The organism is Isoptericola sp. Y581, from assembly GCF_059445475.1.
Map to the genome: position 1 here is coordinate 420,134 of NZ_JCAIUK010000003.1, position 12,359 is coordinate 432,492.

Here is a 12,359-nt window from a genome sequence, read left to right on the forward strand (position 1 = left end):
GCCGCGCGACGGCGACTTCTCGGATCGTCGGACGCGATCGTCAGAACGGCAGGAAGACGTCGACCGCCACCGCGATGAACAGCACCGTGAGGTAGGTGATCGAGCCGTGGAAGACCTTCATCGCGCCGAGCTTGCCGCGCTCGGGGTGGTCGGCGCGGCGCAGCATCGCGACCACGAGCCACAGGAACCACGCGCCGGCGGCGACAGCCACCACGGTGTAGGCCCATGTCATCCCCGCCAGCGGGACGAGCACGAGCGAGCAGGCGATCATCGCGACCGTGTGCGCGACCATCTCGATCGCGACCCGGCGGTCGCTGGCGACGACGGGGAGCATCGGTACGCCCGCGTTCGCGTAGTCCTTCTTGAACTTCACCGACAGCGGCCAGTAGTGCGGGGGCGTCCAGAAGAAGATGACGCCGAACAGCGCGAGTGCAGACCAGCTGAGCGACCCGGTCACCGCGGCCCAGCCGATGAAGACGGGCATGCAGCCCGCGATGCCGCCCCAGACGATGTTCTGCGGGGTGCGCCGCTTGAGGATCATGGTGTAGCCGACGACGTAGACGGCGATCGCCCCGAACGTCAGCCACGCGGACGCGACGTTGACCAGCAGCGCGAACCACACGAGCGAGACGACGCCGAGCGCGGTGGCGAAGACGAGCGCGGACCGGGGTGCGATCTCTCCGGTCGCGAGCGGCCGCCGCTTGGTGCGATTCATGACCTTGTCGATGTCGCGGTCGAGGTAGCAGTTGAAGACGTTGGCCGAGGCGGCCGCCAGGGTGCCGCCGACGAGGGTGAGGAGCACGAGCCACAGGTCGGGCAGGCCGCCCTGGGCGAGGATCATCGTGGGCAGCGTCGTGACGAGCAGAAGCTCGATGATCCGCGGCTTGGTGAGCGCGACGTACGCACCCAGCACGTCGCGCCAGCCCTTGCGCGGCCCCGCGTCCTGGTCCTCGGCCGGCACGCCGGACTGGTCGGACTGGTCGGACCGTTCGGCGTCGGCACGCTCCCGCCGGGCCCGCACTGCCGCTCGGGTCGGCGTCGACGGGTGGGACGTCGTGGTGCTCGTGGTGCTGCTCACGCGCGTGCTTGTCCGTTCTCGGCTGGGGTCCGGGGGGTCTCGGCTGGGGTCCGGGGAGCTAGTGCGACGTGGGACCGCCGCCGCCTCATCGTACGCCGAGGTGCTCCGCGTGGTGGCCCGGGGCGACGTGGCGCGGTTGTGAGAAATGCCCGCCTGCGCTCCGGTCGACGTCCGCTCACCAGGTGGGACGAACGACCCCGGGACAGGCGCCGCGGGAATGCACGGCGCTAGGGTGGTGCTGCACAACGGTGAAGACCTCTTCGCGACATGTCCACACGGCCTGTCCGGGGCAGCCTTCGCCACCATGCCCCGCCGTAGCGTCGACACGCGCGCACGACCACGTGGCCCGCCACGTGCGCCGGCGCGCGGAGGAGCCCCCAGTGGCGTACGACGCGCCGGCGCCCCGTACCGGCAGAGCAGCAGCAATCACCCGGGGCTCGCTCCAGGCAGGAAAGAGGCACATCTGTGAACGCGTTCGACCCCGTCGTCGCCCCGCTCGAGTGGAATGAACTCGACGACCGTGCGGTGAAGACCATCAAGGCGCTGGCGGCCGACGCCGTGGAGAAGGTCGGCAACGGCCACCCGGGCACCGCGATCTCCCTGGCCCCCGCCGCGTACCTGCTCTTCCAGAAGACGATGCGGCACGACCCGGCGGACCCGCACTGGGTGGGTCGTGACCGGTTCGTCCTCTCCGCGGGGCACTCCTCGCTCACGCTGTACCTGCAGCTCTTCCTCGCCGGCTACGGCATGGAGCTGGCCGACCTCGAGGCGCTGCGCACGTGGGGCTCCCAGACCCCCGGCCACCCCGAGTACCGCCACACCCGCGGCGTCGAGATGACCACCGGCCCGCTCGGCCAGGGCCTCGCCTCGGGGGTCGGCATGGCCATCGCCTCCCGCCGCGAGCGGGGTCTGCTCGACCCGGACGCCGCGCTCGGCGAGTCGCCCTTCGACCACCACGTCTACGTCATCGCGTCCGACGGCGACCTGCAGGAGGGCGTGACCTCCGAGGCGTCGTCCCTCGCGGGCACGCAGAAGCTCGGCAACCTCGTCGTGATCTGGGACCAGAACAAGATCTCGATCGAGGACGACACCGACATCTCGTTCACCGAGGACACCGTGGCCCGCTACGCGGCCTACGGCTGGCACACTCAGCAGGTCGACTGGACGCAGGGCGGCACGGGCTACGCGGAGGACGTCGATGTCCTCGCCGCCGCCCTGGACGCGGCCAAGGCCGAGACCGACCGGCCGTCGTTCATCGCGCTGCGCACCATCATCGGCTGGCCGTCGCCCACCAAGCAGAACACCGGTGGCATCCACGGCTCGGCCATGGGCGCGGACGAGGTCGCGGGCCTCAAGACGGCGCTCGGCCTCGACCCGGCAGCCTCCTTCGCCGTCGACGACGAGGTGCTGGCGTACACGCGCGCCGTGGCGGACCACCAGTCCGAGCAGCGCGCCGCGTGGGACCGGTCGTACGCCGCCTGGCGCACGGCGACGCCGCAGGGCGCGGCCCTCCTCGACCGCCTCGTGGAGCACGACCTGCCCGAGGGCTGGACCGACGAGCTGCCGGTCTTCGAAGCCTCCGAGAAGGGCGTCGCGACGCGCGCCGCCTCAGGCAAGGTCCTCACCGCGCTCAAGGACGTGCTGCCCGAGCTGTGGGGCGGCTCCGCCGACCTCGCGGGCTCGAACAACACGACGATGGACGGCGAGCCGTCGTTCATCCCCGTCGAGCACGCGACCAAGAAGTTCCCCGGCCACGAGTACGGCCGCACGCTGCACTTCGGCATCCGCGAGCACGGTATGGGCGCGATCCTCAACGGCATCGTGCTGCACGGCCTGACCCGCCCCTACGGCGGCACGTTCCTGCAGTTCGCCGACTACATGCGCGCCTCCGTCCGCCTGGCCGCGCTCATGGAGATCCCGACGACGTTCGTGTGGACGCACGACTCGATCGGCCTCGGCGAGGACGGCCCCACGCACCAGCCGGTCGAGCACCTCGCGGCGCTGCGCGCCATCCCTGGCCTCGACGTCGTGCGCCCCGCGGACGCCAACGAGACCGCCTGGGCCTGGCGCGGCATCCTCGAGAACACCGCCAACCCGGCCGGCATCGTCCTGACCCGTCAGAACGTGCCGACGTTCCCCCGCGGCGACGCCGGGTTCGCCGGCGCCGAGGGCACGCTCAGAGGTGCGTACACGCTCCTGGACGCCGAGAACGGCGAGCCCGACGTGATCCTCGTGGGCACCGGCTCCGAGGTGCAGCTCGCGGTGCAAGCGCGCGAGCTGCTCGCCGCCGAGGGCGTGACCGCGCGCGTCGTGTCAATGCCGAGCCGCGAGTGGTTCGACAAGCAGGACGCGGCGTACCGCGAGTCGGTGCTGCCGGCGGCGGTCAAGGCGCGCGTGTCCGTCGAGGCGGGCATCGCCCAGGGCTGGCGTGACGTCGTCGGCGACGCCGGCCGCAGCGTCTCGCTCGAGCACTACGGCGCGTCGGCGGACTCCCAGACCCTGTTCCGCGAGTTCGGCATCACGTCGGAGGCCGTCGCGGCCGCCGCGCGCGAGTCGATCGCCGCGGTGCGCGGCACTGGCGACGCCGCCTGACCGCTCGTAGATTCCCAGGGTGGGGCGTCGGCCACCGGCGCCTCACCCGGCCCCCTCGAGACATCACCGGCGAGGGGCCTCCGACTTGGAAGGACGTCCGATGACGCAGAGCACCGTCCCAGCACCCATCACCGACCTGACCGGAGCCGGGGTGTCCATCTGGCTCGACGATCTGTCGCGCGAGCGCCTGCGCAGCGGCAGCCTGGCCGCGCTCGTCGCGGAACGCGGCGTGGTCGGCGTCACGACGAACCCGACCATCTTCGCCAAGGCCATGTCGGCCGGCGACGCCTACGACGAACAGCTGACCGAGCTCGCCGGCACGGACGTCGAGTCCGCGGTGGATACCATCACCACCGACGACGTGCGGGCCGCGGCCGACCTCTTGCGGCCGGTCTACGACGCGACCGACGGCGTCGACGGCCGCGTGTCCATCGAGGTGGACCCGCGCCTGGCCTACGACGCCGACAAGACGGTGGTCGTCGCGGAGCGGCTGTGGCGCACCGTGGACCGGCCCAACATCTTCATCAAGATCCCCGCGACGGTGCCCGGGCTCGACGCGATCTCGCGCACCCTCGCCCAGGGCATCAGCGTCAACGTGACCCTGATCTTCTCGCTCGAGCGGTACCGGTCCGTGCTCCAGGCGTTCGCGATCGGCCTCGAGCAGGCCCGCGCCGACGGTATCGACCTCGGGCCGATCGGGTCGGTCGCCTCCTTCTTCGTCTCCCGCGTGGACGGCTCGGTCGACGCGGCGCTGGAGAAGGTCGGCACACCCGAGGCGCTCGACCTGCGCGGTCAGGCCGCGATCGCCAACGCGCGGCTCGCCTTCGAGGCGTACGAGCAGTTCCTCGCCACGAACGAGTGGCGCTCGCTCGCGGCGTCCGGCGCCCACCCGCAGCGTCCGCTGTGGGCCTCGACCGGCGTGAAGAACCCCGAGTACCCCGACACGCTGTACGTCTCCGAGCTGGTCACGGACGGCGTCGTGAACACCATGCCCGAGCCCACGCTCCAGGCGTTCGCCGACCACGGCGTCGTCACCGGGGACACGGTCCGCGGCACCGCGACCGCCGCGCGCCGCACGATCGACACCATCGAGTCGTTCGGGATCTCCCTCTCGGAGGTCACCGACCACCTCGAGACGGACGGCGTGCGCAAGTTCGAGGACTCCTGGACCGAGCTCCTGGACACCGCCTCCGCCGGGCTGCAGGCGCAGGACGGCTGACCCGCCCTACCCGGGGCGCCCGTGGCGCGCCGGGGTGCAACCCTCTCCCGCCCGCACGACGAAGAACGGTGCCCACCTCGTGAGACCGGCCAAGATCACCGCCGACCACAACCCGTTGCGCGACCCCCTCGACCTGCGGCTGCCCCGCATCGCCGGCCCCAGCGGCCTGGTGATCTTCGGCGTCACGGGCGACCTCTCGCGCAAGAAGCTCATGCCCGCCGTGTACGACCTGGCGAACCGGGGCCTGCTGCCGCCGGGCTTCGCGCTCACCGGCTTCGCCCGCCGGGACTGGGACGACCAGGACTTTGCGGAGGTCGTCCACGACGCGGTCAAGGAGCACGCCCGCACGCCGTTCCGCGAGGCCACCTGGAAGCAGCTCGCCGAGGGGATCCGCTTCGTCCAGGGCTCCTTCGACGACGAGGACGCCTTCGAGCGCCTGCGCAAGACCGTCGAGCAGCTCGACGCCGAGCGCGGCACCGGCGGCAACCACGCCTTCTACCTGTCCGTGCCGCCGAGCGCCTTCCCCCTGGTGTGCCGCCAGCTGTCGGAGTCCGGTCTGTCGAAGTCTTCCCAGGATGCCTGGCGCCGGGTCGTCATCGAGAAGCCGTTCGGGCACGACCTGGAGAGCGCCCGCGAGCTCGACGCGGTGGTCTCGCAGGTCTTCGACCCCGAGTCGGTGTTCCGCATCGACCACTACCTGGGCAAGGAGACCGTCCAGAACCTCCTGGCGCTGCGGTTCGCGAACCAGATGTTCGAGCCGCTGTGGAACGGCAACTACGTGGATCACGTGCAGATCACCATGGCCGAGGACATCGGCATCGGGGGGCGGGCCAGCTACTACGACGGCATCGGCGCCGCCCGCGACGTGATCCAGAACCACCTGCTGCAGCTCCTGGCGCTCGTCGCCATGGAGGAGCCGGTGAACTTCGACGCCGAGGCCCTGCGCGCCGAGAAGATCAAGGTGCTGTCCTCGGTGCGCCTCCCCCGCGACCTGGGCCGGCACACGGCCCGCGGCCAGTACGCCGCTGCTTGGCAGGGCGGAGAGAAGGTGCCCGGCTTCCTCGAGGAGGAGGGGTTCAACCCGCACTCCACGACCGAGACCTTCGCCGCGGCGCGCCTCGACATCGACAACCGACGGTGGGCGGGCGTCCCGTTCTACCTGCGCACGGGCAAGCGGCTGGGCCGGCGCGTGACCGAGGTCGCGGTGGTCTTCAAGAAGGCCCCGCACCTGCCGTTCGAGTCGTCGCTCACGTCCGACCTGGGCAGCAACGCCCTGGTCATCCGGGTGCAGCCCGACGAGGGCGTCACCCTGCGCTTCGGCGCCAAGGTGCCCGGCACCGCGATGGAGGTCCGTGACGTCACGATGGACTTCGGGTACGGCCACTCGTTCACGGAGTCCTCCCCGGAGGCCTACGAGCGGCTCATCCTCGACGTCCTCCTGGGCGACCCACCGCTGTTCCCCACCCGCGAGGAGGTCGAGCTGTCCTGGCAGGTGGTCGACCCGATCACGTCGTACTGGGCGAGCAGGGGCAAGCCCGAGCCGTACCCGTCCGGTACCTGGGGCCCCCCGTCCGCCGACGCCATGATGGCGCGCGACGGCCGCACGTGGCGGCGCCCGTGAGCCCCGACGACGCAGCCGCCCCCAGCCAGACCCGACACACCGTCGACGTACGGACCGGCCTCGACCGAGGAGAGCCCCGATGATCATCGACATGCCGGACACCACGGCGAACGCCGTCGGCAAGCGACTCACGCACCTGCGCGACGAGGGCGGCGCCGTCGCCCTCGGGCGTGTGCTGACCCTCGTGGTCGTCGCCGAGGAGGCGGACATCGAGGACGCCGTCCGTGCGGCGAACGAGGCCAGCCACGAGCACCCGTGCCGGGTCATCGTCGTCGCGTCGTTGACCCAGGACGACGGCACCCCCCGGCTCGACGCCGAGATCCGGATCGGCGGGGATGCCGGTGCGTCCGAGGTCCTGGTGCTGCGCGGGTCGGGACCCATGGTCGAGCACACCGACACGCTCGTCATGCCCCTGCTGCTGCCCGACGCGCCGATCGTCGTGTGGTGGCCGGCGGGCGGCCCGGTCGACCCGTCGTCCTCCCCGCTCGGCGCGATGGCGCAGCGGCGCATCACCGACACGACGACGTCCGGTGAGCCGGTCGCGATGCTGCACCGCCTCGCCGACACGTTCGCCCCGGGCGACACCGACCTGGCGTGGGCGCGGGTCACGCTGTGGCGCGGGCTCATCGCCGCGGCCGTGGAGCAGCCGCCCTTCGAGCCGGTCACCGCGGTGCGGGTCGAGGGCCAGGACCAGCACACGTCCCTCGACCTGCTGGCGGCCTGGCTCGGACAGAAGCTCCGCTGCCCCGCGACCGTCGTGCGCACCGACAGCGACGACGCCATCACGCGCGTCACGCTCGATCGCAAGAGCGGGCCGATCGTCCTCGACCGCCCCGACGGGCGCGTCGTGACGATCACCCAGCCGGAGAAGCCCGAGCGCCGCATGGCCCTGCCGATCCGCGTGCTGAGCGAGGCGCTGATCGAGGAGCTGCGGCGCCTCGACCCCGACGAGCTGTACGGGGAGGTCCTCACCAAGGGGCTGGCCCGCGTCGAGACCGTGCAGGCGAGCGCGTGAGCCACGACGCGTCCGCGCCGCTCGTCGTCGTCCACCCGGACGCCGGCCTCCTGGCGGAGGCGACCGCCGCACGGCTCCTGACCCGGCTGCTCGACGCGCAGTCGGTCCGCACCCCGGTGCACGTCGTCCTGACCGGCGGCACCGTCGGCATCAGGACCCTCGCGGCGGTCGCGGCCAGCCCGCTGCGACCGGCCGTGGACTGGTCGGGGGTGCACCTGTGGTGGGGCGACGAACGCTTCCTCCCCGACGGCGATGGCGACCGGAACGAGACGCAGGCCCGCGACGCGCTGGTCGACGCGCTCGAGGCGGAGTCCGGGCTCCCGGCCGACCACGTGCACGCGATGCCGGCGCTCGGCGCCGTCATCGACGGTCGGCCGGTGACCACGCCCGAGGAGTCCGCCGCCGCGTACGCGGCGGAGCTCGCCCGGTTCGACGGGACGGCCGGGGAACCGGCGGCGGCCGTGGCCGTGCCGGCCTTCGACGTGCTGCTGCTCGGGATGGGCCCGGACGGGCACGTCGCCTCCCTGTTCCCGGGCCACGCCGCCCTCTCGGCGAGCGGCGCCACGGTCGGGTTGCACGGCTCCCCCAAGCCCCCGCCGGAGCGCGTCTCGCTCACCTTCGACGCCGTCCACCGCGCCCGCGAGGTCTGGGTCGTGGCAGCCGGCGCGGAGAAGGCCGCGCAGGCCGCCGCCGCACTGGCCGGCGCGGACGTCGTCGTGGTCCCGGCGGCCGGCGCGCGGGGCACCGAGCGCACGCTCTGGCTCCTCGACGCCGCCGCCGCGGCGCCCGCCGACTGACCCGGGCGGGGCGGCCCCCCGTCCGCCGGCGAGGGGCCGTCCGCCGGGACGGACTAGCTCGCGGACCGCTTGCGGGCCGCCAGGAGCCTGCCCGGAGTCTCGTCGTCGAACTCGGCGAAGAACTCCCCCACGCGCTCCGTGAGCTCGGACATCCCGTCGCACGCGAAGAGCGTGGGCTGGTAGTGCGAGATGTCGTACTCGACCGTGCCCATGGAGTAGAAGTCGAGCGGGAGGATCGTGGCGCCCCGGAACTCCTCGATCTCGCCGTAGGAGGACAGCAGGCCGGCGCCGTAGCAGCGCAGCTCGCCCTCCTCGTACATCACACCGAACTCGATGGTGAACCAGAAGACGTCCGCCACGAACTGGAGGCCCTCCGCGGTCTCACACCGCCGGGCCGCCTCCCCCGCGCGTCGCTTGACCTCGGCGATCGCCGGGTTCGCCAGCAGGTTCCCGTGCCCGACCACCTCGTGGATGATGTCCGGCTCCGGTGTGTAGAGCGGCTGCGAACCGTGCCGCAGGTACTGCGTGGAGTGGAAGACGCCGTCGGCGAGCGAGCCGTAGAACACGTCAAGGGGCACGAGCCCGGCGGCCGGGTGCAGGCGGAACCTGCTCAGCCGCTCGAGCCCCGCGCTGACCTCGTCGAGCTGCGGGACGTGATCGGTCGGCAGGCCGAGGGCCTCCTTGCCCTCGAGGAACCCGCGGATCGCGAGCCGCTCGTGCTTCGGCGCAAGCTCGGTGCACACCGTGCGCCAGATCGCGTTCTCCGCGTCCGTGTAGTCCACCTGCGGCACCGGGTCCCCCGGTGACCAGCGCAGTGCGGGGCCGGCGATGAGTTCGCGCCGGCGCCGGTACTCGGGATCCTTCGCACCGGGGTGGTCGTCGGCAAGGTGCACCGTGACGCCGTTCTCGTCCTCGGTGACAGGGGCGTAGAGCTGACCTTCCTCAAACATGCCGACAGACTACGCCCGGCGCACCTGTATCGACAGGTGGGACGCCGATGTGGCGTTGCGGCAGGTCAGCCGGCCCGGCGCAGGCCCGACCGGCGTGCCCGCAGCGTCGCGAGCGCCTCCTCCAGCAAGGCCGCCCCGTCCTCCTCGGACCGGCGTTCCTTCACGTAGGCGAGGTGCGTCTTGTACGGCTCGTTGCGGGACGGCTCCGGCGGGTTCGCCGCGTCGAGCCCGGCAGGGAACCCGCACCGCGGACAGTCCCAGAACTCCGGGGCCTCGACATCCCGGTTCGCCGAGAAGCTCGGCGTCGTCTCGTGCCCGTTGGCGCACCAGTAGGAGACGCGCACCCGCGGTGCCGCCTCCCCGCGCTCGGACTCTCCCAACGGGCCCGCGCCCACGCGCGAGCCCCGGATCGCATGACTGGCTGTAGCCACGTCTTGTCGTCCTCACCTTCGACTGAGTGGGCGTCTACCCACGGACGATCTTCGTGTGCCCCCGCACCGACCCCTGGGGGCCGACGACGGTCGCGGCGCGCGGCCGGGCCTCAGCTCACCCGCGTGATGAGACCGAGCAACACGACCACGACGAACCAGACGAGCGCGAAGCTCACCGTGATCCGGTTGAGGTTGCGCTCGGCGACACCCGAGCCGCCCGCGGCGCTCGAGATCCCCCCGCCGAACATGTCGGACATCCCGCCGCCCTTGCCCTTGTGCATCAAGATGAGCAGGGTCAGGAAGCCGCTGGTGATGACCAGAAGAACCTGAAGGATGATCTGCAACGCGTTCACGATGTCCTCGGCCGTCCTCGTTCGTCGTCCGTCCCGCAGGACGGGCCCGGCTCCGGGACGTCGTCCCGGCCGGGTCAAGAGTAAGTGACGGACGCCTCCCGAGGCGAACACCGTACTTTTCACGGTGTCACGATCTCGGAAGGCGTCCGGCCGGGTGTCCGGCTTAGCGCCGCGGCACCCGCAGGGTCACGCGACGTGCGACTGGTAGCGCGCGATCTTCGCGAACTCGACGGGGTCCAGGCTCGCGCCGCCGACGAGGGCGCCGTCGACGTCGGTCTGGGACATGATCTGCGCGACGTTGCCCGACTTCACGGAGCCGCCGTAGAGCACGCGCACGCCGGCGGCAAGCTCGGCGTCGTACAGCTCGGCGAGGCGCCCACGGATCGCGCCGCAGACCTCCTGCGCGTCCTCGGGGGTCGCGACCTCGCCCGTGCCGATGGCCCACACCGGCTCGTACGCGATCACGACCGTGGCCGCCTGCTCGGCGAGCACACCATCGAGGGCCGCGTCGACCTGCGCGAGCGTGTACGGCACCTGGTCGCCCGCCTTGCGCACGTCCAGGCCCTCGCCCACGCACAGGATCGGGACGAGCCCGTGCTCGAAGGCCGCGCGGACCTTCGCGCCCACCAGGACGTCGTCCTCCGCGTGGTACTCGCGGCGCTCCGAGTGGCCCACGGCCACGTAGGTGCAGCCCAGACGCTTGAGCATCGGACCGGAGATCTCGCCGGTGTACGCGCCGGACGCGTGCGTCGACAGGTCCTGGGCGCCGTAGCGCACCTCGAGCTTGTCGGCGTCCACGAGCGTCTGCACCGAGCGCAGGTCCGTGAACGGCGCCAGGACGGCGACCTCCACGGCCTCGTAGTCGTGCTTCGCGTCCTTGAGCGTCCACGCGAGCTTCTGCACCGCGGCGATCGCCTCGGTGTGGTCCAGGTTCATCTTCCAGTTGCCCGCCATCAGGGGCGTGCGGGTGGTGGCCACCATGGGTCCTCGTCTCTCGTGCTACGGATGGTCGGAAAGGTCAGTCGTCGAGGACGGCGAGGCCGGGGAGCACCTTGCCCTCGAGCAGCTCGAGGCTGGCACCGCCACCGGTCGAGATGTGGCTGAAGCCGGCCTCGTCGAAACCGAGCGTGCGCACGGCCGCGGCCGAGTCGCCGCCGCCGACGATGGAGAAGGCGCCGGCGGCCGTCGCGTCGACGATCCCCTGCGCCACGGCACGCGTGCCGGCGGCGAAGGCGTCGAACTCGAACACCCCCATGGGTCCGTTCCACACGATCGTCCTGGCGTCCGCCAGCTTGGCGGCGAAGAGCGCGCCGGAGTCCGGGCCGATGTCCAGGCCCATCGTGCCGTCCGGGATCGCGTCGGCCGCCACCGTGCGGTGCGCGGAGTCGGCGGCGAACGAGTCTGCCGCGACGATGTCGGTCGGCAGGACGATCTCCACGCCGGCCGACCTCGCCTGCGCCAGGTAGCCCTTGACCGTCTCGACCTGGTCGGCCTCGAGCAGCGACGAGCCGACCGGGTGGCCCTGCGCCGCGAGGAACGTGAAGACCATCCCGCCGCCGATGAGCAGGCGGTCGGCCTTGGCGAGCAGGTTCTCGATGACGCCGAGCTTGTCCGACACCTTCGACCCGCCCAGGACGACGGCGTACGGGCGCTGCGGGTCGGTCGTGGCGCGGGAGAGCGCCTCGACCTCCGTGAGCACCAGGTCGCCGGCGGCGGCCGGCAGGAGCTTCGCGACGTCGTAGACCGACGCCTGCTTGCGGTGCACGACGCCGAAGCCGTCGGACACGAACGCGTCCGCGAGCGCGGCCAGCTCCGTCGCCAGGTCCTCGCGCTCGGCGTCCACCTTCGAGGTCTCGCGGGCGTCGAACCGCACGTTCTCCAGGAGCGCCACGCGGCCGTCCACCAGGCCCGCGACCGTCTGCTGCGCGGAGGCGCCGGTCACGTCCCCCGCGAGGGCGACGTCCTGCCCGAGCAGCTCGCCCAGGCGGGCCGCGACGGGCGCGAGCGAGTACGCGGGGTCGGGAGCGCCCTTGGGGCGGCCCAGGTGCGCCGTGACGACGACGCGGGCGCCCGCGTCGACCAGGCGGCGCAGCGTGGGCAGCGCAGCCCGGATGCGGCCGTCGTCCGTGATGGTGGTGCCGTCGAGCGGCACGTTGAAGTCCGAGCGGACGAGGACGCGCTTGCCGCGCAGCTCGCCCAGGGAGTCGATGGTCTTCATGGGGCACACCTGTCCGTCAAGGCCCGGTGCGTGTCGCATGGCCGCACGTCCCGGGCGAGGGTGATCTTTTCCGTACATGACGACG

The 12,359-nt window shown here is 72.2% G+C and carries 11 protein-coding genes; 5 read left to right on the forward strand and 6 right to left on the reverse strand.

From position 1 onward, the window contains the following. Positions 1–40: 40 nt before the first annotated feature. On the reverse strand, positions 41–961 hold the full coding sequence (locus AC1C2W_RS08155) for a heme o synthase (RefSeq protein WP_495412878.1): 921 nt from the start codon (positions 959–961) through the stop codon (positions 41–43). 582 nt (positions 962–1,543) lie between these two features. Here AC1C2W_RS08155 and tkt point away from each other — a divergent pair. From tkt to pgl, 5 genes are all read left to right on the forward strand, one after another. After that, a complete protein-coding gene (gene tkt / locus AC1C2W_RS08160; RefSeq protein WP_495412842.1) occupies positions 1,544–3,670 on the forward strand; it encodes a transketolase in 2,127 nt (708 codons plus the stop codon). A gap of 100 nt (positions 3,671–3,770) precedes the next feature. Continuing rightward, positions 3,771–4,889: a transaldolase gene (tal, locus tag AC1C2W_RS08165; protein ID WP_495412843.1), complete on the forward strand. Its 1,119-nt coding sequence runs from the start codon at positions 3,771–3,773 to the stop codon at positions 4,887–4,889. A 79-nt stretch (positions 4,890–4,968) separates the two neighbouring features. Then, positions 4,969–6,510 (forward strand): glucose-6-phosphate dehydrogenase, encoded by a 1,542-nt coding sequence (gene zwf, locus AC1C2W_RS08170; RefSeq protein ID WP_495389227.1) that lies wholly within the window; start codon positions 4,969–4,971, stop codon positions 6,508–6,510. 79 nt (positions 6,511–6,589) lie between these two features. Beyond that, positions 6,590–7,525, forward strand: a complete 936-nt coding sequence (gene opcA / locus AC1C2W_RS08175) for a glucose-6-phosphate dehydrogenase assembly protein OpcA (protein ID WP_495389226.1) — start codon at positions 6,590–6,592, stop codon at positions 7,523–7,525. Continuing rightward, positions 7,522–8,322 carry a 6-phosphogluconolactonase gene (gene pgl / locus AC1C2W_RS08180; RefSeq protein ID WP_495412844.1) on the forward strand — a complete coding sequence of 267 codons (801 nt, stop codon included), beginning with the start codon at positions 7,522–7,524 and terminating at the stop codon, positions 8,320–8,322. Before opcA ends, pgl begins: the two co-directional genes overlap by 4 nt. 53 nt (positions 8,323–8,375) lie before the next feature. On the opposite strand, the gene AC1C2W_RS08185 is transcribed toward pgl, so the two are convergent. The 5 genes from AC1C2W_RS08185 to AC1C2W_RS08205 form a co-directional block, all read right to left on the reverse strand. Next, the gene (locus AC1C2W_RS08185) at positions 8,376–9,272 is read right to left on the reverse strand and encodes a phenylalanine 4-monooxygenase (protein ID WP_495389224.1); all 897 of its coding nucleotides are present in this window, start codon (positions 9,270–9,272) and stop codon (positions 8,376–8,378) included. Positions 9,273–9,337: 65 nt separating this feature from the next. Then, positions 9,338–9,703, reverse strand: coding sequence for an RNA polymerase-binding protein RbpA (locus AC1C2W_RS08190; protein ID WP_495389223.1), 366 nt, complete (start codon positions 9,701–9,703; stop codon positions 9,338–9,340). Positions 9,704–9,813: 110 nt separating this feature from the next. Beyond that, positions 9,814–10,056, reverse strand: a complete 243-nt coding sequence (secG, locus tag AC1C2W_RS08195; RefSeq protein WP_495389222.1) for a preprotein translocase subunit SecG — start codon at positions 10,054–10,056, stop codon at positions 9,814–9,816. A gap of 186 nt (positions 10,057–10,242) precedes the next feature. Further along, positions 10,243–11,037: a triose-phosphate isomerase gene (gene tpiA, locus AC1C2W_RS08200; protein ID WP_495389221.1), complete on the reverse strand. Its 795-nt coding sequence runs from the start codon at positions 11,035–11,037 to the stop codon at positions 10,243–10,245. Between the two features lie 37 nt (positions 11,038–11,074). Next, on the reverse strand, positions 11,075–12,274 hold the full coding sequence (locus tag AC1C2W_RS08205; protein ID WP_495389220.1) for a phosphoglycerate kinase: 1,200 nt from the start codon (positions 12,272–12,274) through the stop codon (positions 11,075–11,077). Between the last annotated feature and the right edge of the window lie 85 nt (positions 12,275–12,359).